The 25,391-nt window shown below is 35.0% G+C and carries 22 protein-coding genes; 18 read left to right on the top strand and 4 right to left on the bottom strand.

What is annotated here, in order from left to right; all coding sequences use genetic code 11:
- Window positions 1-71: 71 nt before the first annotated feature.
- The 7 genes from JP39_RS06240 to JP39_RS06215 all read left to right on the top strand — a co-directional run bounded on the left by JP39_RS06240 (window position 72) and on the right by JP39_RS06215 (window position 6,168).
- Window positions 72-824 (top strand): hypothetical protein, encoded by a 753-nt coding sequence (locus JP39_RS06240; RefSeq protein WP_041501837.1) that lies wholly within the window; start codon window positions 72-74, stop codon window positions 822-824.
- A 98-nt stretch (window positions 825-922) separates the two neighbouring features.
- Window positions 923-1,657 carry a sulfite exporter TauE/SafE family protein gene (locus tag JP39_RS06235; protein ID WP_174795700.1) on the top strand — a complete coding sequence of 245 codons (735 nt, stop codon included), beginning with the start codon at window positions 923-925 and terminating at the stop codon, window positions 1,655-1,657.
- Between the two features lie 283 nt (window positions 1,658-1,940).
- Complete coding sequence (locus tag JP39_RS12905) at window positions 1,941-2,117, top strand: hypothetical protein (protein WP_483772840.1); 177 nt, start codon at window positions 1,941-1,943, stop codon at window positions 2,115-2,117.
- Window positions 2,118-2,192: 75 nt separating this feature from the next.
- A complete protein-coding gene (locus JP39_RS06230) occupies window positions 2,193-3,821 on the top strand; it encodes an ABC-F family ATP-binding cassette domain-containing protein (protein ID WP_041501838.1) in 1,629 nt (542 codons plus the stop codon).
- A gap of 309 nt (window positions 3,822-4,130) precedes the next feature.
- Window positions 4,131-4,637: a VanZ family protein gene (locus JP39_RS06225; RefSeq protein WP_041501839.1), complete on the top strand. Its 507-nt coding sequence runs from the start codon at window positions 4,131-4,133 to the stop codon at window positions 4,635-4,637.
- Window positions 4,638-4,835: 198 nt separating this feature from the next.
- Window positions 4,836-5,339: a VanZ family protein gene (locus tag JP39_RS06220; protein WP_041501840.1), complete on the top strand. Its 504-nt coding sequence runs from the start codon at window positions 4,836-4,838 to the stop codon at window positions 5,337-5,339.
- A 139-nt stretch (window positions 5,340-5,478) separates the two neighbouring features.
- Complete coding sequence (locus tag JP39_RS06215) at window positions 5,479-6,168, top strand: YjjG family noncanonical pyrimidine nucleotidase (RefSeq protein ID WP_041501841.1); 690 nt, start codon at window positions 5,479-5,481, stop codon at window positions 6,166-6,168.
- 37 nt (window positions 6,169-6,205) lie between these two features.
- Here the strand turns inward: JP39_RS06215 and JP39_RS06210 are convergent, their stop codons facing one another.
- Complete coding sequence (locus JP39_RS06210) at window positions 6,206-7,015, bottom strand: Cof-type HAD-IIB family hydrolase (protein WP_041501842.1); 810 nt, start codon at window positions 7,013-7,015, stop codon at window positions 6,206-6,208.
- A 190-nt stretch (window positions 7,016-7,205) separates the two neighbouring features.
- Here JP39_RS06210 and JP39_RS06205 point away from each other — a divergent pair, with 190 nt between their 5' ends.
- The 3 genes from JP39_RS06205 (at window position 7,206) to JP39_RS06195 (ending at window position 10,321) form a co-directional block, all read left to right on the top strand.
- Window positions 7,206-7,868 carry an MmcQ/YjbR family DNA-binding protein gene (locus JP39_RS06205; RefSeq protein WP_041501843.1) on the top strand — a complete coding sequence of 221 codons (663 nt, stop codon included), beginning with the start codon at window positions 7,206-7,208 and terminating at the stop codon, window positions 7,866-7,868.
- A gap of 112 nt (window positions 7,869-7,980) precedes the next feature.
- Window positions 7,981-8,745: an ABC transporter ATP-binding protein gene (locus JP39_RS06200; RefSeq protein ID WP_041501844.1), complete on the top strand. Its 765-nt coding sequence runs from the start codon at window positions 7,981-7,983 to the stop codon at window positions 8,743-8,745.
- Complete coding sequence (locus tag JP39_RS06195) at window positions 8,738-10,321, top strand: hypothetical protein (RefSeq protein WP_041501845.1); 1,584 nt, start codon at window positions 8,738-8,740, stop codon at window positions 10,319-10,321. The genes JP39_RS06200 and JP39_RS06195 overlap by 8 nt, the downstream gene beginning before the upstream one ends.
- Window positions 10,322-10,378: 57 nt before the next feature.
- On the opposite strand, the gene JP39_RS06190 is transcribed toward JP39_RS06195, so the two are convergent.
- Window positions 10,379-13,153: a cation-translocating P-type ATPase gene (locus tag JP39_RS06190; RefSeq protein WP_041501877.1), complete on the bottom strand. Its 2,775-nt coding sequence runs from the start codon at window positions 13,151-13,153 to the stop codon at window positions 10,379-10,381.
- A gap of 245 nt (window positions 13,154-13,398) precedes the next feature.
- Here JP39_RS06190 and JP39_RS06185 point away from each other — a divergent pair, with 245 nt between their 5' ends.
- From JP39_RS06185 to JP39_RS06170, 4 genes are all read left to right on the top strand, one after another.
- Entirely contained in the window at window positions 13,399-14,220 is an 822-nt protein-coding gene (locus tag JP39_RS06185; RefSeq protein WP_041501846.1) for a Cof-type HAD-IIB family hydrolase, read from the top strand.
- Between the two features lie 209 nt (window positions 14,221-14,429).
- Window positions 14,430-15,674, top strand: a complete 1,245-nt coding sequence (locus JP39_RS06180; protein WP_041501847.1) for an AAA family ATPase — start codon at window positions 14,430-14,432, stop codon at window positions 15,672-15,674.
- 147 nt (window positions 15,675-15,821) lie between these two features.
- Complete coding sequence (locus JP39_RS06175; protein ID WP_041501848.1) at window positions 15,822-16,136, top strand: bacteriocin immunity protein; 315 nt, start codon at window positions 15,822-15,824, stop codon at window positions 16,134-16,136.
- A 340-nt stretch (window positions 16,137-16,476) separates the two neighbouring features.
- The gene (locus JP39_RS06170; protein WP_041501849.1) at window positions 16,477-17,298 is read left to right on the top strand and encodes a Cof-type HAD-IIB family hydrolase; all 822 of its coding nucleotides are present in this window, start codon (window positions 16,477-16,479) and stop codon (window positions 17,296-17,298) included.
- Between the two features lie 63 nt (window positions 17,299-17,361).
- Here JP39_RS06170 and JP39_RS06165 read toward each other — a convergent pair whose 3' ends face one another.
- Both JP39_RS06165 and JP39_RS06160 read right to left on the bottom strand, forming a co-directional pair.
- The gene (locus JP39_RS06165) at window positions 17,362-18,357 is read right to left on the bottom strand and encodes an aldo/keto reductase (RefSeq protein WP_041501850.1); all 996 of its coding nucleotides are present in this window, start codon (window positions 18,355-18,357) and stop codon (window positions 17,362-17,364) included.
- A 124-nt stretch (window positions 18,358-18,481) separates the two neighbouring features.
- Window positions 18,482-20,542 (bottom strand): extracellular solute-binding protein, encoded by a 2,061-nt coding sequence (locus tag JP39_RS06160; RefSeq protein WP_041501851.1) that lies wholly within the window; start codon window positions 20,540-20,542, stop codon window positions 18,482-18,484.
- 170 nt (window positions 20,543-20,712) lie between these two features.
- On the opposite strand from JP39_RS06160, the gene JP39_RS06155 reads away from it, so the two are divergent.
- The 4 genes from JP39_RS06155 to JP39_RS06140 are packed head-to-tail and all read left to right on the top strand — an operon-like array spanning window position 20,713 to window position 25,372.
- Window positions 20,713-21,786 carry an extracellular solute-binding protein gene (locus tag JP39_RS06155; protein WP_041501852.1) on the top strand — a complete coding sequence of 358 codons (1,074 nt, stop codon included), beginning with the start codon at window positions 20,713-20,715 and terminating at the stop codon, window positions 21,784-21,786.
- A 13-nt stretch (window positions 21,787-21,799) separates the two neighbouring features.
- Complete coding sequence (locus tag JP39_RS06150) at window positions 21,800-22,816, top strand: ABC transporter ATP-binding protein (RefSeq protein WP_041501853.1); 1,017 nt, start codon at window positions 21,800-21,802, stop codon at window positions 22,814-22,816.
- A complete protein-coding gene (locus JP39_RS06145) occupies window positions 22,813-24,546 on the top strand; it encodes an ABC transporter permease (protein WP_041501854.1) in 1,734 nt (577 codons plus the stop codon). The genes JP39_RS06150 and JP39_RS06145 overlap by 4 nt, the downstream gene beginning before the upstream one ends.
- On the top strand, window positions 24,536-25,372 hold the full coding sequence (locus JP39_RS06140; protein WP_041501855.1) for a glycerophosphodiester phosphodiesterase family protein: 837 nt from the start codon (window positions 24,536-24,538) through the stop codon (window positions 25,370-25,372). The genes JP39_RS06145 and JP39_RS06140 overlap by 11 nt, the downstream gene beginning before the upstream one ends.
- Window positions 25,373-25,391 lie beyond the last annotated feature (19 nt).

Here is a 25,391-nt window from a genome sequence, read left to right as displayed (position 1 = left end):
AATTTATATTAAAAAAACGCGCTACAACTGGAACTAACCTCATGAGATAATAATGTCCGAGGTAAATTACGATGAAGAAAAAACTAATACTCTTAAGTCTACTAGTCTTTGTTTTACCGTTATTCGCATTCACATGGCCGTTTCAGCATCATCAATCAGATTCAAAAACAGGTCATTTAAGTACTGCCGCTTTGGTCAAAAAGAATAAAAAAGCTTGGCAGAAGACAATCAAAGGCTCTGACATTATTGATATGGACGGGCAAGTTGATAATCGTGGTTATATCGCCCATTCAATGTCGCAACTTAAAGAGGCCAATGAGTTGGTTATTAAAGGGACAGTTATTGAGTTGGAAAAAATGGATAATCCTGATAATATGGCTTTGACTAAAGCAACTATCAAAATCACTGAAGTTCTTCATGGAAAAAAATCTTTAAAGGGTAAGACTATTGCGGTTGCTTTAAATGGTGGTGTCACAACTTTTGATAAGTGGTACGCTGGTCTGCCTAGTCCCAAAGATGAAGATCACAAGGTGCTCATCAAGTATGATGAATATCCGATACCTGAAATTGGTTCGCAGATAATCACTGGCCTGTCAAAAGCTGACGTAAGTGAACCATCAGATTATATGAAGGCTATTAGGAAGAACAAATTTAATTTCAAAAAGACTTATGTTTTAGGGATGCCTGAATTTAACCTCTGGGTTAAGAAGCCTAACGAAAAGAAATTTTACTTAAATAATCCACTGGCTGCTAAGAAATTAGTTGTCAATCCCACTTTTGATAAGGGAATCAATCGTATGACTCAGCAATTTAATCAAAAATAATAATAATTAAATGAAGCAAGTATCTACAAAACGGATACTTGTTTTTTCGTGTATTCACAACTATAGGTTATGATAGTAAGCAAGGGGGAATTACTATCGTGAGTTGGGTATTTGTGATGCTATTTGCCGCATTGGTAGCAGGATTTGTTCAAGGTGTGACTGGATTTGGTTCGGGAATTATCATGATGATCTTTCTACCAAGTTTATTGCCAATCAACCAAAGTGCTGGAGTGTCGACGTTGACAATGGTGATTGCGATTGTCATGGTCGCATGGCATTATCGAAAAGCTTTAAAATGGAAGAAATTGGTTGTGCCATTCATAATTTATATTTGTATGGCTATTTTCTCAGTTTATTTGAGTAAATTTATCGCTACTGGGTATCTGAAAATGTTATTAGGATTACTGTTGGTGGCTTTATCTTTGTACTATCTGTTCATGAATATTCATTCGGTAACGCTGAAGAGTATTCCAGTGTATGTGATGGTAGTCTTTGCGTTGATTTCGGGTTTCTTCAATGGAATGTTTGGAATTGGTGGTCCATTGATGGCGCTGTACTTTCTGACGATTTCTGATTCTAAAGAAAACTATTTAGCAAGTATTCAGACATTTTTTTTAATAGATACATTTTTCATTACTACTATGCGTTTTGCCACGGGAATTTTAACGCTTGGTAATATTAAATACATTTTAGTGGGAATGGTTGGAGCAATCATTGGAACGATATTGGCCAATCGTTTTGTTAAACACTTGAATTTGAAAGTTATGACTTATTGTATCTATGGATTCATTGGTATCAGCGGGATGTACTATTTATTAACAACGTTAATTTAATCAATAAGTGTGAGAAATCAGGCTTATTTTTTTTGAAATTAATTGCATATTTTTGTAGCTAAATATTTTCATTACCTTTATATTATGGGTGGAATTTTAGGATGAAAATATTAAAGGGTGTGGAGCTCATGAATAGACAAGTTAAGTATATGCGACTTGAAGAATTTGTAGCTGAATTCATTGTACAAATGAAAGAAGTTGCTGATGATCCAGCTATGAAAAACGACCTGATTTAAAAGCTATTGTCATTCAAGATATTAAGATACTTGAAAAAAATGAGAATTTGGATAAATTGGCTCCAAAATTATTCCAAGAGATTAGTACCAAATATATCGAGAGTCCTAAAGATTTTCCTAAATCACTGATTGAGCTGTATTATTGGGCTCGGGTGGAAACTAATAAGTACGAGGCACTTGCTTGGAGTGATGTACAAGCTGGCACGGATTGGTTGAAAAAGTAAAGAAACCGTTGCGTATCATGGCAATACCCCGTATAATGCAAGCTAGACTAGTACGAAGAAATGAGGATTATATATTTGATTACTGTTAGTGATGTTAGTTTGCACTTTGCTGATCGAAAGCTATTTGAAGATGTAAATATTAAATTTGCACCGGGAAATTGTTACGGCTTGATTGGCGCCAATGGTGCCGGTAAGTCAACTTTTCTAAAAGTTTTATCAGGCGAAATCGCCCCTTCAACTGGTTCCGTTAAATTGGGACCCAACGAACGTTTAGCAACTTTGAAACAAAACCATTATGATTACGATGAGTATACAGTTATGGAAACTGTTTTGATGGGTCATGCTGAACTTTATAAAATCATGCAAGAAAAAGATGCTATCTATGTCAAGCCAGACTTCAGTGAAGAAGATGGTTTGCGAGCAGCTGACTTGGAAACAAAATTTGGTGAAATGGGTGGCTGGGAAGCTGAAGGTGAAGCTTCACAAATGCTTCAAGGCTTGAATATTCCTGAAAAGCTACACCAAGTAAAAATGAATACTTTGACTGCCGGTCAAAAGATTAAAGTCTTGTTAGCTCAAGCTTTGTTCGGCCAACCAGACGTTTTGCTTTTGGATGAGCCAACTAATGGTTTGGATGTTGAATCAATTGACTGGTTAGAAGAATTCCTAATCAACTTTGAAAATACTGTTATCGTTGTTTCCCATGATAGATACTTCTTGAACAAAGTATGTACTTACATGGCTGATCTCGATTACAGCAAGATTACCCTTTATGCCGGTAACTATGATTTCTGGCAACAATCTTCTGAACTTGCTCAAAGTATGAAGCAAGATCAAAATGCTAAAAAAGAAGAAAAAATCAAGGAATTGCAAGACTTTATTGCACGTTTCTCGGCCAATGCTTCTAAATCAAAACAAGCCACTTCTCGTAAGAAGATGCTTGATAAGATTACTCTTGATGATATTCAACCAAGTTCAAGACGTTATCCATTTATCAAGTTTGTGCCTAATCGTGATATCGGTAATGACTTATTGAAGGTTGATGACTTGTCAGTTACTATTGATGGCAAACAGATTTTGAAGAACGTCAGCTTCATCCTTAATAAGGATGATAAAGTGGCTTTCTTAGCTAAAGATGATATGAAGACAACCGCATTGTTCAGAGTTCTATCTGGTGATTTAACACCTGATTCTGGAACAATCACTTGGGGTGTAACAACCAGTCGTGCTTACTTGCCAAAGGATTTCAACGCAATGTTCAATGAAGAAACACCAATTATTGATTGGTTACGTCAATTTGCCGAAAAGGGTGAAGACGATGATACTTTCTTGCGTGGCTTCTTAGGTCGGATGCTATTCTCTGGGGATGACGTAACAAAACACGTTGACGTTCTCTCAGGTGGAGAAAAAGTTCGTGTCATGTTGTCTAAAATGATGTTGTTAAAATCTAACGTTTTGATGTTAGATGATCCAACTAATCATCTGGATTTGGAATCAATCACTTCATTGAATGATGGTTTGATTGACTACAAGGGTTCAATCTTATTTGCTTCACATGATCACCAGTTTATCCAAACAATTGCCAACCGTTTGATTTACTTAACAAACGATGGTGTGGTTGACCGTGCTGATACAACTTATGATGAATTCCGTTTGAATCCTCAAGTTGAAAAGCAAATCGCTGAATTAGATGGCGAAGACTAAGTTTAAAGATTGTGACCAAACATGGTCAGCTTTCGAATATTAACCCAAATAGAGACCGTAATCCGATTTTGGATTGCGGTCTCTATTTGGGTTAAGCGGAAAAAGTTATGTTTTGTCGCACGTTTATGTTGCATGTTTAACAAACATTATAGTTATGTTCCAGATTTTTTTTGCAAATTCTTCACATTTATCACAGAAAAGTCGCATTGGTTTAAGCTTCCTTAAATTTACTGATAGTAGGATTGAAGTATAAATTAAATATAAACAATCAAAAACTTAAAAGTAAATTCATATGAAGGAGTGTTGCCTATGCGTTGGATGCCATTATTTATTATCTTGATTTTGTCATTATTAGGCGGAATCTATCTTTTCAATAATATTAAAGAATTTAATCGACGTTGTGTGGCGTTAATCAGTTTGATCTATGTAACTTTTCTCGGAACCATCTTATTTACTCCAATGTCTTTCACTGGTACAGCGGTTTATATCATGCCGTCAGGAATTGGGAGTGTAAATTTGTACCATATTACTTATGATTTAGGATTCATCGAAAACATTGCTTTAACCGTACCTTTAGGATTCTTAATTAAGCGAGCTTTCTCAAATGTATCATTAGTTTCCATGGTTCCAATTGGTTTAATGACTGGTACCGTAATTGAAACAATGCAGTACTATTTGTCACACATGTTCTTGATCAATCGAACCAGTGATATCAGTGATGTAGTTGCCAATGGAATTGGCATCGTGATTGGTGGGGCTTTAGTTTTTGTTTACCACTATGTTTACGAAAAACAATCATTGGAAAAATGGATTTGAAGATAATAGACGTTATGAATAAGAAAATTCATAATGCCTTTTTTTTGATCATTGATGAGGCTATATATGTACAACAGAATCTACTTTAAGGAATCAATCCTACTTTCTTCACAAAAAAATCGTACTTTCTTCGGATTGTTTAAACTAAAGGGCGGTATAATTTGAATGGTAATAAAATAAGAAAAAGGGGCGATGTAATTGCGTTGGATACCTTTATTAGTAATACTGAGCCTGTCATTTGTAAGTGGACTTTATATTCTGGGCAGTATTGATGATGCAAAACGCCGAAGTGTATTTCTGATTAGATTGGCCTATTTGACCTTTCTCGGAGTAATCTTGTTTACACCGTTATCTTTCGACGGTATAGCTGTTTATATCGTGCCAGCGGGAACTGGTAGAGTTAACTTGCATTATATTTATATTGGTCTGGGATTCATTGAAAATATTATCTTAACTATTCCATTGGGATTTTTGATTAAGAAAGCTTTTCCAAATATGTCACTAATTTTAATCGTGCCACTTGGATTTATGATTGGAGCAGGCTTTGAATTGACTCAATATTATTTATCGCATACGTTCTTGATTAATCGAGTCTGTGATATTAATGATGTTTTGGCTAACGGAATCGGCGTTGCCATCGGTGCAATTTTGGCCGTGGTTTACTACCATGCTTATGAGAAGAATTTATCTGAAAAAATTTAGAATAAACAAGCGTTATGAAAATTATTTCATAGCGCTTTTTATTTTTCTCGAAAAATTGCTTGTACGATAGTACGACATATAACAGAATATAGTTAACGTTTCGATTGATTTGAAGTTTAAAAATGAAGAGGAATTATGAATGATTAAATATATGATTTTTGATTTAGATGATACCATTCTGGATTTTCATAAGGGCGAAATCGAGGGAGTTACCAAAATCCTGAAGCAACAAGGTGTTGTCAATGTTCAAAAAGCGTTGCAATCGTATTTAGAGTTGAATAAAAGAATCTGGGAAGATATTGAAACCGGAGCATCGCCACAGCCTTTGTTGAATACTAGATTTTCAAAGACACTGGCCTTATTTGGTATTGATGCCGATGGTGTGAAGTTAGAAGCACAGTATCGTGAGATGTTGAATCATAATTTTTATACGATTCAAAATGCAGAAGAATTGTTAGCTGATTTGAAGGCATCTGGAGTAAATTTATTTATTGGAACCAACGGCGTTAAAGTAACCCAATTGGAACGATTAAAGGGGTCAGGCTTAGATAAATATTTTGACGATTATTTCATTTCTGAAGACATTGGATTTTCCAAACCTAGTACTGAGTTTTTTAAACCAGTATTTCAGCGACACCCTAATTTGAACAAAAATAATGCATTGATGATTGGTGATAGATTGCAATCCGATATTTTAGGGGCATCTAGAGCTGGCTTGAATAGTATTTGGTTCAATCCGCAGAAACAGATAAACAATTCTGAAATTCAACCAACTTTTGTTGCTAACGATTATCAGCAGGTTCGAGAAATTGTGATGAATGGAAAGTAAAAAGCTTTGACTAATTCAAGTTTAGTCAAAGCTTTTTTTATTCGATAAATTTTTCGATTGCGTTACCAACGCCATCATGATTGTTGTCAGTAGTTACATAGTTGGCAACAGCTTTAACGCCTTCAGTTGCATTAGCCATGGCAACTCCGGTTCCGGCAACTTCTATCATTGAAATATCATTGTCACGGTCGCCCAAGGTCATAACTTCTTCCATGTTGATGCCTAATTTGTCGGCTAGAAATTTCACGGCATTACCTTTATTAACGTTTTTAGGGAAAATCTCTAAATAACCGACACCGGTACGTACAACGAAGTAATCAGTAAATGATGCCTTGATGAAATTTGTGATTTCATCCAATTTGGATTCTTTAGCATTAATAACAGCCTTAGTAATCTCAAAGTTTAATGGCAAGTCTTCAGGTCGTCTGATATGTAAGTCATCGTTGCCTTCAAAAGCCATCGCAATCGTAAAACGGTTGATATCATAGTTGTTACTAGTATAAATGTTGCCATTAACGTCAAAAACACAGTAGGAAAGGTCATTGGTCTGGGTAAATTCAACAAATTCTCGATAGAATTCATTTGAAAGTGTTCGTTGCATGATAAATTCACCGTGCATGTTTTCAATAATGGCACCGCCGTTAGTGATCATGTATTGTTCAGTGCCTTCTATACCGAGTGCTGAGGCATACTTTTCCATTGCCTTATGTGGTCGACCTGAGCATAGAACGACTTTAATGTCTTGTGCTAAGGCAGATTTAATCATAAGTTTATTTTTATTCGTAATAGTTTTAGCGCTATTCAAAAGTGTATCGTCAATGTCGATAGCAATTAATTTATAATTCATGTTTTCTCCTAGAAAGTGGATTGTGCTAATCTTTATTAGTTCAATTTAGAAGAAAATTCAATTTAAAACCATCGATTTTTTTAAATAATTAAAAGTTTAGTTGTGATAATTGCTTGACATTTTATTTCAAAATAGACGATTCATCTGCTCTGCTATAATAGGAATCAAATAGGTTGAGGGGGAGAGTATAATGGCAGTAATTAAATTCAAAGATAGTAAAGTTGATCTTGATAAATTAGTAAAATTTGGTTTTGTTAAAAATGGTATGGCTTATGAGTATCAGGAATCCATCGTGGATAATCAATTTTTGCTTAAAGTAACTGTTAATACAGACGGTGGCTTGGAAACTCAAGTAATTGACTCCGAAACTAAAGCAGAATATGTTTTACATTTACAGCCTGGTGCGACTGGAAAATTTGTTACTAAAGTTGCCAATGAATATCAAGCTGTATTGGATAAGATACAGGCTGCTTGTTATGAGAAAGATGTTTTTAAGGAACCGCAAGTCAAGGATGTTAGCGACTACATAAATGATACTTATGATAGTCAATTGGAATTTCTTTGGAAAAGATCTATACATAATGCAATTTGGCGTCGTGGCGATACAAATAAATGGTTCGGCCTATTATCGGTAATTCCTAAGTCTAAGTTGGGATTGGATTCTGATGAAACCGTTACGGTGATCGATATGCGAGCTGATCCGGAGATGATTGAAAAACTCGTTGACAATAAAAAATATTTTCCCGGTTATCATATGAGTAAGCGAAGCTGGTACACGATTATGTTAAATGGTTCAGTTGATAATCAAGAAATATTTGAACGTTTGCAAGAAAGTTATGATTTAGCAAAATAAATTTTGTCAATTGGAAATAGCAAATAATTTATCTAGAATTCTTTTAATATCCTGAGTTCAATACAAAAATTTGTTATGCTTATTACTAATATAACGTTAATGGGGTGCACAAATGATTGATATCAACGACCTATCAAAGAGCTATGGTAATAAAAAAGCTTTACAACATTTAACATTGCAAATTAAACCTGGGGAAATTTTCGGATTCTTGGGTCATAATGGTGCCGGTAAATCGACTACTATCAAAAATTTAGTAAGTATTATTCAACCTACTAGTGGCTCGATTAAAGTTGACGGTCTAGAATTATCAGAGCATCGTCAAGAAATTAAACAAAAAATTGCTTATGTTCCGGATACTCCAGATATCTTTTTGCAGTTAACAGCGACAGAATATTGGAACTTATTGGCAGCAGCCTATGATTTATCTGAGGATGAAGTTAAATCTCGACGTCAAAAGTTAGTGAATCTATTCAATATGGGTTTACATGTGGACGAGACTATGGCAAGTTTTTCACATGGTATGCGTCAAAAGACTGTTTTAATTGGAGCGTTATTATCTGACCCTGATGTTTGGATATTGGATGAACCGATGCAAGGATTAGATCCACAGGCAGCCTATGATTTAAAACAATTGATGCAAGCTCACGCTAAAAAGGGAAAAACAGTTATCTTTTCGACCCACAATTTGGATACAGCTCAACAATTATGCGATGAGTTAGCTATTTTAAAGACTGGTGAGCTGATATATAACGGTTCAGTTAAAGACTTGTTAGCTCAACATGAGAACGAGTCACTTGAAGAAATATACCTTCAAATGGCCGGTCGCCAAGGAGATGGTCACTTAGTTGACGATATCGAAGGTGATACTCATGAATAAACGACAGCTTGGTGCTTTGTTAGCGGTCAATTTGCGTTTATTGAATCCGCAAGTGACTGACCGCTACCGTAAAAAAGGTAAGACGGGTTCGGAATTAACAAACAAATTAAAACTACAATTTTTGACTAATACAGTAATTTTTTTATTTATATATGGTTTTACGATGTTATCGATTGATTTTAGTAAGATGCCAGGGATGTTTACCTTTTACGTTGGACTATTTGTTTTATTGGGAATATCTCAAAGCATTTCTGGTTTGTATAATGTTTTCTTTGCCGGAAAGGATATCAATAGTTATTTACCGTTGCCATTTCGGCAAAGTGAGATTTTTTTGAGCAAAGTTTTGATTGTGGCGTTCAATGTAATTCCGTTTACGTTGCCACTTTTGATAGCATTTTTCTTAACCGGCTGGCATTCTGGAATAATGATTCCAATAGCGGCATTAATGTCATTAGTCGTTTATTTATTGATTATGACGATTATCTTCATGTTCTGTGCGCTGATAGTCTTTGCATTGACGAAGACTAAAGTTTTTCGCGAGCATCAGAGTTTAGTAATGAATGGTCTGATGGGAATAACGATGGTAATTGCTATTGGTGGAATCATGTTGATGAGCAGTGGTAATAATACAACCGGAACAAGTTATGATCGCTCTGTAATCAGTATTTTTATGCCAATATTCCAAATCTTTAATGTACCTGTTTCCATAAATAGTGGGATTTCATGGCTAGGGTTATTGATTCTATTAGTGGTGTTTGGTGGTATTTTGAAATATTTGATTGTACCTCAATTGAATGAGCAATTAACCGCCGTTAATTCAGCGTTATTGAACGGATCAGGCCAACGAAAAGCTGTCAAACGTCAAGGATTGAACGCCAACTTGGATTCATATAATTGGCAACTATTGAAAGAACCTAATTTATTGTTACAAGTCATAATGAATTCAATTATGATTCCGGTAATTTTTATTATTTCTTTTTCGTTTGCCAAATTACCAAGTGATTTGCCACTCAAATGGATTGGAGTTTTCTTCGTGGCTGGGATTGCGTTTAGTAGTTTTACAACCAATCAGTCTGCTTTAGTAGGTAATCTAATTTCCTTGGATAGAACTAACTTTGAATTTGTTAGATCATTACCAATTTCAATGAAACAATATTTACGTCGAAAGTTTTTATTTGGTTATTTAATGCAAATTATTCTCAATGTTGTGATAGTTATTATTATCTCAGTAGTTTTGAATGCTGGTCTGATAATGGCTTTGGCACTAATTTGTGGATCCGCATGGGGCACTTATTTGATGAGCTTGCATTATTTCAGTCGTGATTATCGTTTAAGATTGACTAATTGGACAAATGTAACTGAACTGTTCAATCGTGGTGGCGGTAATTTAGGGATGGTAGCAACTATGTTTGCATCAGTATTCATTAGTGTAATTATCCTTGTAGCTTATAGTATGCTGCTAATTAATACACCTTGGTCAGCAATGATTAACGTTGTAGTTTTAGCTGTAATTTTAATTTCATCTTGGTTATTGTTGAGACATTATCGAATGAAATTTTGGAATCAATTTGATTAAAAAAAGACTGAATTTACTAGTTGAAAAGTAAATTCAGTCTTTTTGACTCCGGACAAATTATGCAGTTTGTGGATGTCTATATCTAACAATTAATTTTCTCAATTCTTCAATTAAGAAGATTGGAATTGGAACGATAAATAAGAAAATCCAATCTCTAACTTGGAGTGGAGCAGTATTAAATACTTCTTGAATACCAGGTGTGTAGACGAGGATTGCCAATAAAAGTACTTCAAAGACAATACCTGCCCAAATTCGATGGTTACTAAATAATCCTAATTTGAGAACTGAAGTATATTTACTCCGACAATTTAAAGCGGCAGCAATTTGACAGAAGATAATCGCTGCTAACGTCATTGTTGTAGCACGGTTATAACCGATACCAGATGATAACAAGTGTTGGGCGGGCCAACCATTTTCGAAATTGACGAAGAAATATGCCAAAGTTGAAACTAGTGAGGCAAACGCACCATACCAAGCAAATGCTGTCAGAATTAAATGTTTATCAAGTAGATGAGAGTTACGAGAACGTGGAGCCTGATTCATGATACCAGGTTCAGGCTGTTCAGCGCCCAATCCTAAGGCGGGTAACATATCGGTACCAAGATCAACAACTAAAATTTGTAGAACTGTTAATGGCAATGGAATTAAACCTCGGCTTAACAAGAATAGAACTGAAGGGATAGCCTCTGGTACGTTGGAATTGAAGATATACAGCAAAAATTTTTGAATATTACTATAAACTGTTCGACCTTCTTCAATGGCAGCAACGATAGAAGCAAAGTTGTCATCGGTTAGAATCATATCGGCGGCATCCTTAGCAACATCTGTACCAGTAACACCCATAGCGACACCGATATTTGCTTTCTTCAGAGCTGGGGCATCATTGACACCGTCACCAGTTGAAGCAACGATTTGACCCATTGTTTGTAGCGTTGAGACAATTTTATATTTTTGTTCAGGAGCAACTCTAGCAAAGATAATTTCACCCTTGAGAGCTTGCTTTAATTCATCTGTACTCATTTGGTCCAATTCAGAACCGGTGACAACACGTGCTTTGTCACTGGTGATACCAATTTTAACAGCAATTGATTTAGCAGTAATTTCACTGTCACCAGTAACCATAATAATTTTGATTTTAGCATTGTGACATTTTTTAACGGCATCATAAATTTCAGGACGGGGAGGGTCAGCCATGACTGTTAAACCAACGAACGTTAAGTTCTTTTCAACACTGTCAATGGTCAACGAATCAAGTTGATCTTTACCACTATAAGGAATGGTCTGATAAGCAAATGCCAATGAACGCAATCCTTTGGTAGCGTAAGCTCGGTTAGCTTGATTGATAGCAGTTTGGTCTGCACTTGTTATGGGACGGATATTTCCATGATCTTGAATGGTAGAACACTGTTTCAAAAGATCACTCAACGAACCTTTGACAGCAACCAATAATTGCTTGCCTTGTTGGTGAATCGTAGTCATTCGTTTACGGTCAGAATCGAAAGGTAATTCCTTGAGACGTGGGTTGTCCTTCAAGTATTCTGAAGTTTTAAAACCAGCCTTTTGAGTCAAAATGACTAATGCGGCTTCAGTTGGTGTACCTAAAATCTTAGGCTTTTTAGTATCTTTTGCATATTCAACAGTTGTATCATTATTGAATGCGGCAATAGTCAATAACTGTTTCAAGTCTGGATCAGTTTGATAATCAACTTTTTGTTGTTTTCTTTGGATAGTACCGTTGTTGACATATCCTTGACCAGAGATGGTATATACTCCAGAAGCCAACCAGATATTATTAACAGTCATTTGATTTTGAGTCAAAGTACCAGTTTTATCAGAACAAATAACGGTCGTTTCACCCAAAGTCTCAACACTGTTCAAGTCTTTTACCAATGCGTGTTTCTTAGCCATCCGTTGGACACCTTGAGCCAATGATAATGTGACAGTTGGCAAGAGTCCTTCAGGAATAAAGGCCACAATCATACCTAATGCAAAGATAAATGATTGAGCAATAGGGTGATGTACAACGAGAATTGCGGCCACGAAAAAGGCCACACCAATACCCATGGCAATCAGTGAAATCTGTTTGGTTAGTCGATTCAATTCCAATTGTAGTGGGCTAGTTTCTTTATTTTGCTTTTGAGTCAATGAAGCAATTTTACCGAATTCAGTCTGCATACCAGTTGTGATAGCAACAGCTTTAGCGGTTCCGGCACCAACTGTGGTTCCAGCATAAACTAGATTAGATTCAGAAAATTTACCTTCGCCAGGTAAAAATTTAACATTCTTGGATTCTGGAACAGTTTCACCGGTTAAGGCTGACTGATCGATTTGAATCGAGGTTGCCTCAAGTAGTCTAGCATCAGCAGGAACTGAGTTACCAGCTTGTAAATTGAAGACGTCCCCAGGAACCAAATCAGTGGCGTTTAATTTTTGTTCCTCACCATCACGAAATACTTGTGTGTAGGTTGGTAACATTGCCATCAAAGAGTCAGTTGCTTTGGCCGCCTTATGTTCTTGCCAAAAACTGAAAATACCGTTGATGATATTAACTAACCAAATTGCGATACCTAGTTCAACTGAGCCGGTAAAAATAGCAATCAAACCGCTGACCCATAAAAGAATCGCCATCAGACTAATAAAGTTTTTCAGAAAAGCTTTAATCTGTGATTTCTGTTTACTGTGATGAATCATATTTGGTCCATATTGAGCTTGCCGTTTAGTGGCTTCGGTTTGACTCAAACCTGCCGTGGTAGTCTTCAAGTGGTCAAGTAATTGTTCAATTGGTTCTGTAGCGTAATTTTCTTTAGAATTTTGTGCATGAATGTCCTTCATTTTTTTCACCATCTTTTTTTGAAAAACCCTCATAAATAATGAAATTGGATTATAAATTAGAAAATTTTCATCCTATTCATTAATGCAATTATAGTTCTAATATAAAAATGTGTATTAAAGTAACACTTAATTCACGCTGATATAGTAGTTATTAGGACGATTAAAGTAAAGCGTCGCACTGACTTTTTTCGGAAAACGGCCTACTTTGTGATATCATAAAATAATGCTTTTAAGGAGATAAATTTATGACCATTAAATTAGTTGCTTTTGACATGGATGGAACTTTCCTAAATGATCAAAATACATACAATCACCAACGTTTTGGTGAAATTTTAAAAGAATTACGAGCTAAAGGTACGCGAGTGGTAGCTGCCAGTGGTTCACAATATCAACGTTTGTTGGATCAATTTGATGAATTCAAGACTGAAATGGATTTTGTTTCTCAAAATGGTGCGGCAGTTTACAGCAATGGTCAGCCATTATTGATTCAAGCAATGCCTGAAGAGGCCGTGACAGCAACCCTAAACATTATTAATCATCAGTTTGATTCAACTGATATTGCTGAACACTTGGTTGTTGGAGTGAAGTCAGCTTATGTTGACCAAACTATTTCGCAAGCGGCTTATGATTTAACTTATCATTACTACAATCATTTACAACGAGTTGATGACTTGCCAACTGTGACACCTCAGAAGTTGCAGGACCAAGTTACTAGTATAGGTGTAACTTTTGCAAATCACGTGGACTTCAAAAAGGCACTGGCTGGTTTACGTCAATCATTGCCAAATGGTTTATCCAGTCAAACTTCTGGTTACAATACAGAATTGATCAGTGAAAACTCAGTTAATAAGGCTGCTGGTTTACATGAATTACAGGATAAATTCAATATTGCTGACGATGAAATTATGACTTTTGGCGATAATGAAAATGATTTGAGTATGTTGGAATTGACACCTTACGGTTATGCGGTTGCTAATGCGACAGATAAAATTAAGGGTGCAGTTAACCACTATACTGAGTCAAATAATGATGAGGGCGTGCTTAATGTTTTGAGTCGTTTGATCTAAAAAAGTATTTGAACTTTTCATCAAGTTCAAATACTTTTTTTATCTGCTGTAATGGTAATTTTCTTACCAATAAATACAAAAAACGTGCTAAAACGTCGAATAATAACAATAAAGTAGAAATAGTAAGCACTTAATCACAGTTTAACCTTCTTAAATGATAAAATATAGGTAATTAAGAAAATAACCTTTTTAGAAAGTAGGTCGTGATTATGCTAATTGATTTTTCTATGCGTAATTTTAAGTCCTTTAAACAAGAAATTAGTTTATCAGCCGAGGCTGGTGAAAGATTACGGAAACATCAGGATACTAATACCGTATTAGTGAATAATAAGCATATTTTAAAAAATCTTTTGATTTTTGGACCTAATGGTTCTGGTAAATCTAATTTGTTAGACGGTTTGAAATGTATGCAAACGATGATTTTAAGTAACCCTTCAAAAGTTACCGATTTATTGCCTTATAATGGCTTTGTTTTGGATTCTAGTTCAAGTGATACGAGTTTTAACGTAATTTTTTCTATAGGCAAAGATATCTATGAATACGGCTTTTCCTATACTAGCAAGGAAATAACTTCTGAGAAACTTTCAAAAGTTTTAAAAACCCGTAAAAGAGTTTACTTTAAGCGGGAACAAAATAATTTTGAATCTGGTGATCAATCTTTAATCGAAATTGCTAAGAGGACTAAACGAAATAGTTTGGTGCTTTATACGGCCATGCAGAATAATATTAAAATTCCAACGGAGATTTTTACTTGGTTTTCTGAGGATTTAGTTTTTGTTGGTGATTATAGATTGAATTCAACGGTTAGTGAACTTATGGGGCTGGCAAAAGATGAATCAGTTAAGGAACAATTGCTTAGGTTTCTGCACTTTGCGGATTTCAATATTATTGACTTAGAAGTAAACGAACAACCAGTGATGGGAAATACCTTGAATTATTCTGCTGGTTCGCCAATGATGAATCAATTGTTTGCGGTTCATAAGGTACATAACGACAAAGGAGATTTAATCGGAAGGAGGCGTTTATCCATTGATAGTGAGTCTCGAGGAACGCAAAAAATACTTATGATTGCGTTATCTTTTATTAATGCCGAAATCAATGGACATGGTAAAACCTTATTATTCGATGAATTTGATGATTCATTGCATTTAGAATTGTCTCAAGCGATGGTTAAAATATTCAATTCTAAAGCTAATCAAAGCCAATTTATATTAACGACCCATGAATTACAATTATTAGATTCTGACGTCCGAGTGGACCAAATTTACTTAGTCGAAAAAGATTTTAAGGGTGAGAGTGAGTTGACGTCGATTTTTGATTTTAAAGATACTAGAAATACAACGCGTAGTGGAATTAGTTACATGAAACGGTATGTCGAAGGGCGATTCGGTGCTACACCAATAATAGATTCAGATGAAATGTTAGATGCATTGACCAATAATTTTAAAAATTGATCAGGTGGGTAAATCATGACCAGAAAAAGTCGCAACAAACCATTGAAAAGTAATTGATTGAGGAATAGAAAATCGTTGTTGAGGACGTTTTGTAGCTACGAAGGGTCAAGTTATTTATAATTATTATGAGTTTGAAAGGAGATTATTATGGGAGAAAATCTGAAAACAGAAACATTTCAAATAATTGATGCAATGTATAATCAGTTGCATAACGAGAAACGAGATCAGCAGATATTGAATATTTTGTTAAAAGCTGGGGCCGCTTTAAACAAAAATGTTCCACCACAGATTGTTGCGACTAAAACTGTTAATGGGTTTAGTTTGTATATTTTAACTCATAGTAACGAAATTTTTGGATCCAAAATTAGTCAAGAAATTTCTGAATTGACAAGAATTTCTCGTGTGGCTGGGTATCAATGGAGTAGTACGGGATTAGGTGATTTAAGAATACAGTTTGAATAGTATCTGAAAAGCAAGGCAATTATACTAATGGTTCGGTAACTAGAAATCAGGAGAAGACAGATGGAAAAAATATCCATAGTCATATTAGCTTTGTTAGGATTTGGAGAATCAGTAAAAGAATGGATACGTAAGCCATTCAAGATATTGCTTTCGATTATTCATAAAAAAATTATGTAATATCATAGTTTGTTCTCTGTAAAACAAAGAGAATAGGCTATTTTTTTACAAGAAAAGGGTTCTGTTCATTATTAAAATTAAATAGAAATGCCCTAGTGGTTGCGTTTACATCAATACTTCGATAAGGTTAATAGGTAATCTTTAAAGGTGAGAGGTTTTTACTATGTATAAAATGATTGTTTGCGATCTAGATGAAACGTTAATGAATGATGATGGAAGTCTGTCAGATAAAAATGCTGAAGCGATTCAAGCTGCTACAGCCAAGGGAGTTCATTTTGTTGTGAACTCAGGTCGCAGTTATACGTCATTTCAAAATGATTTAGAGAAAATGCACTTACGTGATCAACCTAATCAGTATTCAATTTCATATAATGGTGGTTTAGTTTTGGAAAATAAAGACAATAAGCCCCTGATTGTTAACGCAATGCCATTTGATGTTGCTAAAGATGTTTTTGAAGTGGGAGCTGCTAATCATGCTGCAGCGACACATGTCTATACTCAAGATGTGTTGTATATTTATAATCCAACGCCTGATGATTCCAACTATTTGAAGACACGTGGTGTATCGTTTGAAGTGATGGATACTCCTGACTTTGATCAATTTAAGAATCTAAATGTTATGAAAGTTATCATGGCTTTGCCAACGGTTGATGAGCGTAAAGCAATGCGCGATGCTGTCCAGAGTAAAGTTGACTCAAGTAAATTGGCAGTTACTTTTTCATCAGGTCGTTATGTTGAGTTTAATCCGGCTGGAATTGACAAAGGTAGTGCTTCAGTCCAATTAGGTAAATTACTTGATATTAAACCAGAAGAAATTATTGCGGCGGGTGATAATAGTAATGATTTACCAATGCTAAAAGCAGTTGGATTGCCAGTCAGTGTTTCTAACGGAATTGATACTGTCAAAGATGCTGCTAAATATGTTACAGAGGCCGATAATAACCATGATGCTTTGGCTGAAGTTATTAATAAATTTGTTCTATAAAAGTAAAAACGGATACAAAAAAAATGAATCCTTAGACTGAAATTCAGTTTAGGATTCATTTTTTTACTTGATCAGTTTATTGATTTGTTCAATTTCATCAGTTGAGAATTCAAGGTTATCTAATGCTTTGAGATTTTCATCCAAGTGTTTGTTGCTAGTCGTTCCAATGATAACACTGGCAACAACTGGATCACGCAATAACCAAGCAAGTGACATTTGGCTAAGTGTTTGGTCACGGCCTTTAGCAATATCATTTAGATTGTTCAATTTGGCAACCAAAGCTTCAGGGCCATTGTCCAAGAGGCTTGCGTTAGTGTGGTGAATCTTGTAGTCGCTTGAGATTCCGCCAAGATAACGGTCAGATAATAAACCTTCACAAAGAGGGCCATAAGCAATTACACCAGCACCATTATCTTTAAGTACTTGAGCAATACCGCTTGTTTCAACATGGTCATTCAATAAGTTCATACTCATTTGATCTAAGACAAATGGTGTACCAAGTTGTTTGAATAAGGCAATAGCTTTCTTTAATTCAGGCACTTCATAGTTAGAAACACCAACGTATAAAGCTTTACCGGAACGAACGATGTCATCCAATGCGCGAACGGTTTCTTCAATTGGAGTTGTGTCATCGTAACGGTGTGCATAATAAATGTCGACATAGTCCAAATTTAAACGTTGTAATGAATCGTTGATGCCTTGAATTAAGGATTTACGAGAAGTCCCAATTCCGTAAGGACCATCGTGGATTTCATAGCCAACCTTAGTTGAAATGACTAATTCATCACGGTAAGGTTTTAAATCATCTTTCAAAATTTGACCTAGCAATTGTTCGGAACTACCAAAACCAACTTGACCATCGCCATAATGATTAGCAACATCAAAGTGGAAAACTCCTTTATCAAAAGCATGTAAAATCACATCACGTCTGTCACTCAATGGGTCGGCACTACCAAAATGGCGCCATAATCCTAAAGAAATAGGTGGCAACATTAAACCAGTTTGACCAGCATGACGAACAGAATTATTTTTATAACGATCTTCTGAAGCAGAATACATATCCTCAACCTCCTAATTATTCATACTATTTAATAATATTCCAATGCAAACGGTTACTCAAGGATAAGGGCAGCCATCAAAAAAACTCCTTCAATTATTATTGAAAGAGTCAAATATGAAGTTACTAATTATTATCAATTATTCTAAAGATATTCTTTATTAAAGTGTTATTGATATTTATCAAAACATCGGTTGCATCAAGTGTATTTTGAATACCGTTATAAACTTCAGTTCCAATTATTTTTTCAAATAACAGAGTGTTTATAGGCTGATTTTGACCTACCTTGGTTTTTCTGACCCCAGTTGAATAGAGTTCTGTCGAATAGGATAAGAATGGGAATTGCTCATATATTTCTCGTTCGAAGAACAAATCAGTTGCGGGTACATCGCCACCCATTAAGGCAATTTCATGTTGAATTTGATATTGATATAACCATTGTAAAAATAATATTGACTCAGTAACCTTTTTCGATGATTTACCAATCCCGATTACACCACCACCTAGGGCCGGTTTGTTTCCAGGGATAGGGGCAATGCCATATTGTGTTTGATCGATATTATTCAGATGATTAGTAAATCCAATGACTAAAGCAGTTTTCTTGTTGTCAAAGTCGATCGTTTCAGAATCCCACCATGATTTGTTTTCGATTTTACTTTGTAATCTAATTTTCTGATATAAATTATATGTTTGAATGAATTCCTCAGCGTTGAAGTGGAACAATCCTTCACGATATTCTATCTTGCCACCAATTGAATGATAGTATGGTAAAAACTCTGAAGCAATTAGTGTGCCAGCGCTGTCGATTAGTGATAACGGATAGTAATTATTCTTTTCTGGAATATTCAAATTAGTCAAAAATTCAGAAAAATCAGCCAACTCAGAATAAGTTGTTGGTGGAAGTAATTCCGTGTCATATTTTTCCGCAAATTGTTTTTGAAGAATGGAATTGTTGAAGACATCCTTTTGGTAAAGCATCATTTGAACACTTGGATCCAATGGAATTGAATAAGGTACTTTGTCCAAATAAATATATTTATGCCAATTATCTAGTTTAGAAATTATCGGTTGTAAACCAGGCTGATTTTCTAATGATTGGAATATTTTTCGACCGTACCAGTTGAAATCACTAATATCGAGTCTAATTAAATCGTAATCAGTCAGTTTTCCAGAAGCAAGAATTGTTCGCATCTCACTGAAACTCTTCGTATGGATAGTTACTTTGATGTGATACTTGCTGTAAAAATCATCAGCCAAACCGGTTAATATTTTGGAAAAGGGTGTTTCTAGCATCAATAAATCAATCGAGGTATTATTCGAATTATTTTGGAACAGCTGATAGTTGGTCTGGTAAATATTTATGGCTTTAGTGGCGGGGGAATCAAGCAAACTCAGAAAGTCTAGAGCAATCTTGTTGGCAGAGTAATGAAAGACATATTTATTCTCACTCTGTTTGAATGAAACGATGTTCTTAGAAGTTAATAAGATAATCTTGATATTTTTATCAGGCATATTTTCCAAGATTGTTGAAATACGACTGGCTAGCTTATCATCAAACACTAAGATGGTTAAATTATCATTAGTTTTGAGCTCCTGATAAATAATATTCATTCTGTTTTTGATGATTTTGTAATCTTTGAAATACTTGTAAAAGCCAAATGTCAAATCATCTTTGACGACGAAAATTCTTTCGTTGTCTATTTTTTTGGTTATTTTTGATAAATCAAATTTCAGATTTTCCGACGAAGGTGATAGAACAAAAAGCTCAGATGAATCATCTAACCATGATTTAAGATTTTCGATTGAATCAATTGGATTCACAACAAATACAGCCCGACAATTCTGTTGATTGATTTGTTGGTAGCATTCACGTTCTGTTTCGATATTTGAATTGGTCTCGTATAGTTGCAACGTTAAATTACGTAAGATTAGTTCGTGATAGAGGTTAGTATATAGCGCACTAGTCAGGTCATTTAACTGTGGCATTACCAATGCGACGATTGTCGACTCCTTTTGGCGAATCGATAGGGCATTGGTGTTTCGAACATAACTGAGTAGTTTCGCAGCTTCTTCAACTTTACGAATGGTTTCAATTTTGACATTACCTTTTTTGTTTAGAACATTTGAGACAGTTCCAATGCTGACGTTAGCTTTTTTTGCAATATCACTGATGGTTGCATTACTCATATTGGCCTCCCGAAGGCTAGTATAATAGGCTTTTTGAAAAATTTACACAATCTTTACATTAATATGATTGAAGACTGAGAGAATTTCCATATAATGATTATATCATCTAAAATTAAAACGTTTCAATTTTGGGTGAAAAAATATTGAAACATTATAAGGGAGAACAGATTGTGAAGAACATTTTTAAAATATTCTTTGTTTCTGCATTATTTTTAGGTATTTTGGCAGGTTGTGGGGCCAACAAAACTAGCCAAAGCGCAAGTAAGAATACGTCTAAAGGGGAGAAGAACGAGAAAGTTGTCGTTTATTCTAACTCAGTCAGTAACGGACGTGGGGACTTCCTGAAAGAAGAAGCCAAAAAGAAAGGCTTTAAATTGGAAGTTGTTGATCTTGGTGGTAATGACTTGTTCAATCGTCTTATTGCTGAAAAAGATGCACCAGTTGCCGATGTAACTTTCGGTATGAACCAAATGATGTTCACAACACTTAAGAAAAAGGGCATGCTTTCAGCCTACTCTCCTAAGTGGCTTGATAAAGTTGATAAGAAATTGATCGACAAGGATTCAAAATTTTCACCATTATCAGAACAACGTGTATTCATGATTTACAATTCTGAAAAAATCAAAAAAAATAAAGTAATCAAATCTTGGAAAGATCTTTATACAACAAGTAGTTTGAAAGGAAAGTATATCGTACCAACTAACCTGGGTGGAGCAACTGCCAATGCTGTTGTCTATACACAACTAATGAACCATAAAGATAAAGATGGTAAGTTGGGTATTTCTAATAAAGGTTGGAATGAGTTAGATAAGTTCTTTAAAAATGGAGCAATTTTGTCTGAGGGTCAAACAGAAGTAGCGGCCTTAGCAAACGGTGATGTTGATTATTCATATACATTCTTGAGTAATATTCCTGTTGTTGAACAAAAGCTTGGAGTTAAGTTGGGCATTGTAAATCCTCCTTATGGGGTACCACAAACAGTTGAACAAGTTGGTATTTTGAAGAAGAAGCATGTCAGTGCCAGTGCTAAGAAGTTTGTTGATTGGCTAGGAACAGCAGAATTTCAAGGTAAATGGGCTGAGAAATTCGGAACAGCTCCAGTAAATAAGGATGCTCAATCATCAATGAACAAACGAGTTAAAGAAGTAATGAAGGAAACTACACCACAAAACCTTGATTATGAATTTGTGAATGATCATCTAGCTAAGTGGGATGAAAACATTGAATTGAATATTTTGAAGTAGGGGAAAGAATGTCATGATTACGTTTAAAAATATTCAAATTAAATATGACGATTTTGTTGCAATTCCTAATTTAACTTTTGATGTAAAAGAAGGCGAGTTTTTTACCTTGCTTGGTCCCTCCGGTTGTGGTAAAACCACAACATTACGAGCTTTAGCTGGTTTTTTAAAGACTAGCCACGGTGTAATTACGATTGATGATAAAGATATAACTGATGTTCCAGTTCATGAACGACAAGTGGGGATGGTTTTCCAAAGTTATGCCTTATTTCCCAGTATGTCCGCGTATGAAAATATTGCTTTCGGATTAAAGGTTGAAAAACAATCGAAAGATTATATTGAGAAACGAGTTGCTGAACTGGCAGAAATGGTTGACTTGACTGAAGAACAATTGGCAAAGAATGTTTCAAATATGTCTGGTGGTCAGCAACAGCGTGTGGCCATTGCTCGTGCATTAGCTAAGAAACCTAAAATTTTAGTTATGGATGAGCCATTGTCAAACTTAGATGCTAAATTGAGAAAATCATTACGCAAAGACATTCGCGATTTCCAAAAGAAGTATGATATCACGATGGTTTATGTAACGCATGATCAAGAAGAAGCATTAATGCTGTCCGATCGAATTGCAGTCTTTAATCAAGGTCGTTTAGATCAAATTGGAACACCAAATGAAATTTATAATCAGTCCGCAACAGAGTTTGTTTGTAAATTTATTGGGGATGCTAATTATTTTTCGAAAACTGATTTGGAAAAAATTGGACTTAATTCATCACACTTTGAACACGCCAATAAATTTTATATTCGTCCAGAAAAAGTTTATTTGTCCAAAGAGAAACGAAGTTTGATTACTGGTCGAATCGTTTCTAAAGAGTTTTATGGGATGTATGCTTATTACAAAATTGAAGTGAATGGTGTGCGCTTCTTGTCTTTCCAAAGTGAAAGTAACGCTGATGAATTCGAATTGGGCGATGAAGTATCAGTATTTATCAATTTGGATAACGTTCTAAATTACGCTGATGGGGTTCAATTATGATGGCAAAATTAAAAAAAGTGAATCTCGGGATCATACTTTTTCTAGGAATGTTCTTATGGTTTATCCTAGCCTTTGTCATTATTCCTAATTTTTCGATCATTAAATCAGTTTTCTTCTCAGCTGATGGTGTTTCAACCGAAAGATTACAGTCTATCGTGAGTTCTCAACGTGCTGTCAGAGGAATCAAGAACTCATTTCTATTGGCAGTAACTTTACCGATAACGACGACCATCATTGGTATTTTGGAAGTTTTATTCTTAGAATATTTTGAGATTAAAGGTCGTAAACTGATCAAAGTTGCTTATATGATTCCTTTGGTATTTGGTGGGGTAATGTTAGCTAATGGTTATATGTTTACCTATGGTTCCAGAGGTTTTATTACAACAATCTTATTGAATATCTTTCCTCATATGAATCCAGCTTGGTTTCGTGGTTACGGTGCGGTTTTATTTTTGATGTCATTTGCTTGTACATCGACCTATATGATCTTCTTTCGAAATGCTTTTACGAATATTGATTATCAAACGATTGAAGCCGCTCGGGGTTTAGGAGAAACGGACTTCAAGATTCTTTTGAAAGTAGTTTTTCCAACTTTAAAACCAATCTTTTTGACATGTACAATTTTGTTATTCCAAACAGGTTTGATGGCTATGGCAGCACCTTTAATGATTGGAGGCCGTCAATTTGAAACGATTAGTCCGTTGATTTTGACCTTCACACAAAGGCCATCATCTAGAACCTTAGCAGCGGTTTTGTCGTTCTTCTTGGGATTGATGCAGTTAGTACTGTTATATATAATTCAAAGAAATGAGCGCAAAGGAAACTTTTTATCTATTTCTAAAGTCAAAACGACCATAAAACGGGTTAAGATTCATAACAAATTTTTAAATATTTTGACACATATCACAGCCTATGCATTTGCCTTGATTAATACTATGCCGTTATTGATTGTTTTGCTGTTTTCATTTACTGATTACCAAACAATTTCATCGCGACATTTAACTTTGAAGAGTTTTAGTCTGGACAATTATCGGTTAATTTTGACTAGTGATACGGCTTATCGTCCATTTGTGACAAGTGTATTTTATGCGACAGCCGCTTCAATTATTGTTGTGTTGTTGATGATGGTAGTGGCTAGATTCATTTTTAAACATCGAACTAAATTTTCAACGGTGCTGGAAATGTTGATTCATATACCATGGGTCTTTCCAGGTTTAATGTTTGCTTTGGGTTTGGTTATGACATATTCCCATCCACATGGGATTGTGTTCAATAACGTTTTGACAGGTTCGTTAGTAATTATGCTAATCGCTTATGTGGTTGTCTTAATGCCAAAGACGTTTAGGTTTTTGAAAGCATCTTATTATGGTGTTGATCAATCTTTAGAAGATGCAGCTAAAATTTTAGGTGCAAAGCCACTATATTCATATATCAAGATTGTTTTACCCATTATTTTGCCAACGATTCTTGCCATGCTAGCAATTAATTTCAATGGAAAATTAAGTGATTATGATTTATCCGTCTTTTTGTATAACCCGATTGCTAAACCAGTTGGGGTCGTTATCAGAAGTAATTCCAGTTCCGAATCAGGAATTGAGGGGATTGCCTTGAATTTTGTTTATTCCGTTTTACTGATGACGATTAATTCACTAGTTTTCTTTTTCGTATATGCGGACGGAAAAAATGTTCTGAGAAATCTATTTAGTAGAAAGATAAAACATGAAAGTTAACAAAAGAAAATTTTTAAAAAAGCTGCACCAAAACAAATTTTTAATCGTCGTTCATCGTGGTTCACATGGAGGAAACATTATCGAGAATACGAGCGATGCGGTTAAAGTTTCACAATTGCAACATGCTGATATTGTTGAGATGGATATTTCTATGTCGACTGATAATGACTTTTTCGTTTTCCACGATGGGGGAGAAGAACGGCTTTTGGATGAGAATCGTAATATTCAAGAGCTTTCGACAACTGAGATTAACTCTAAACATTTTAGAAATGCTTTAGGCGATACGATTTCTAAGTCTGTCGAAACGTTCGATTATTTCTATAACCATATAAATCGTGATGTCTTCTTAAATATTGATCGATCATGGGATTATTGGGATACGTTCTTGCCAGAGCTAGATAATTATGAAGTGATGCGAGAATACTTTATCTTGAAATCACCGGTTAAACGTGAGTGTTTAGAAAAACTGAATAATCATTCGGTGCAATATTTATATTTTCCGATTGTCACCAATGTAGAGGAATTAGAAGTTCTAGCTGATTATCCTAATTTGAATATTGTTGGATTTGAAATTATTGAGAAAGGTTTACGTTTTGAACTAGTTAATGCACCGGCTTTTGATAAATATCGCAATGGTGATTATATGTTTCTTAGCAACAGTATCAGATTGAATGATAAGAATGTTTTGTTTGGCGGATTGGACGACAATTTAGCACTATTGTCAGGGATGGATCAAAGCTGGACGAAAACACTAGATTTTGGAATCAATGCGATTCAAACTGATTGGCCAGATGTATTGAACGAGTACAGAAGTCATTTAATTTAAGACTTAGGTAATTGTAAAT

The organism is Companilactobacillus heilongjiangensis, from assembly GCF_000831645.3.
Classification (GTDB): Bacteria; Bacillota; Bacilli; order Lactobacillales; family Lactobacillaceae; genus Companilactobacillus; species Companilactobacillus heilongjiangensis.
Note: the sequence above shows the minus strand (reverse complement) of the source record. Positions and strands in the feature narration are given on the sequence as shown.

Bases quoted from the DNA above. Each gene is read 5' to 3' on its own strand.
- JP39_RS06240 (WP_041501837.1), top strand. From the start codon at position 72: ATGAAGAAAAAACTAATACTCTTAAGTCTACTAGTCTTTGTTTTACCG.
- JP39_RS06225 (WP_041501839.1), top strand. From the start codon at position 4,131: ATGCGTTGGATGCCATTATTTATTATCTTGATTTTGTCATTATTAGGC.
- JP39_RS06215 (WP_041501841.1), top strand. From the start codon at position 5,479: ATGATTAAATATATGATTTTTGATTTAGATGATACCATTCTGGATTTT.
- JP39_RS06210 (WP_041501842.1), bottom strand. From the start codon at position 7,015: ATGAATTATAAATTAATTGCTATCGACATTGACGATACACTTTTGAAT.
- JP39_RS06205 (WP_041501843.1), top strand. From the start codon at position 7,206: ATGGCAGTAATTAAATTCAAAGATAGTAAAGTTGATCTTGATAAATTA.
- JP39_RS06200 (WP_041501844.1), top strand. From the start codon at position 7,981: ATGATTGATATCAACGACCTATCAAAGAGCTATGGTAATAAAAAAGCT.
- JP39_RS06195 (WP_041501845.1), top strand. From the start codon at position 8,738: ATGAATAAACGACAGCTTGGTGCTTTGTTAGCGGTCAATTTGCGTTTA.
- JP39_RS06190 (WP_041501877.1), bottom strand. From the start codon at position 13,153: ATGAAGGACATTCATGCACAAAATTCTAAAGAAAATTACGCTACAGAA.
- JP39_RS06185 (WP_041501846.1), top strand. From the start codon at position 13,399: ATGACCATTAAATTAGTTGCTTTTGACATGGATGGAACTTTCCTAAAT.
- JP39_RS06180 (WP_041501847.1), top strand. From the start codon at position 14,430: ATGCTAATTGATTTTTCTATGCGTAATTTTAAGTCCTTTAAACAAGAA.
- JP39_RS06175 (WP_041501848.1), top strand. From the start codon at position 15,822: ATGGGAGAAAATCTGAAAACAGAAACATTTCAAATAATTGATGCAATG.
- JP39_RS06170 (WP_041501849.1), top strand. From the start codon at position 16,477: ATGTATAAAATGATTGTTTGCGATCTAGATGAAACGTTAATGAATGAT.
- JP39_RS06165 (WP_041501850.1), bottom strand. From the start codon at position 18,357: ATGTATTCTGCTTCAGAAGATCGTTATAAAAATAATTCTGTTCGTCAT.
- JP39_RS06160 (WP_041501851.1), bottom strand. From the start codon at position 20,542: ATGAGTAATGCAACCATCAGTGATATTGCAAAAAAAGCTAACGTCAGC.
- JP39_RS06150 (WP_041501853.1), top strand. From the start codon at position 21,800: ATGATTACGTTTAAAAATATTCAAATTAAATATGACGATTTTGTTGCA.
- JP39_RS06145 (WP_041501854.1), top strand. From the start codon at position 22,813: ATGATGGCAAAATTAAAAAAAGTGAATCTCGGGATCATACTTTTTCTA.
- JP39_RS06140 (WP_041501855.1), top strand. From the start codon at position 24,536: ATGAAAGTTAACAAAAGAAAATTTTTAAAAAAGCTGCACCAAAACAAA.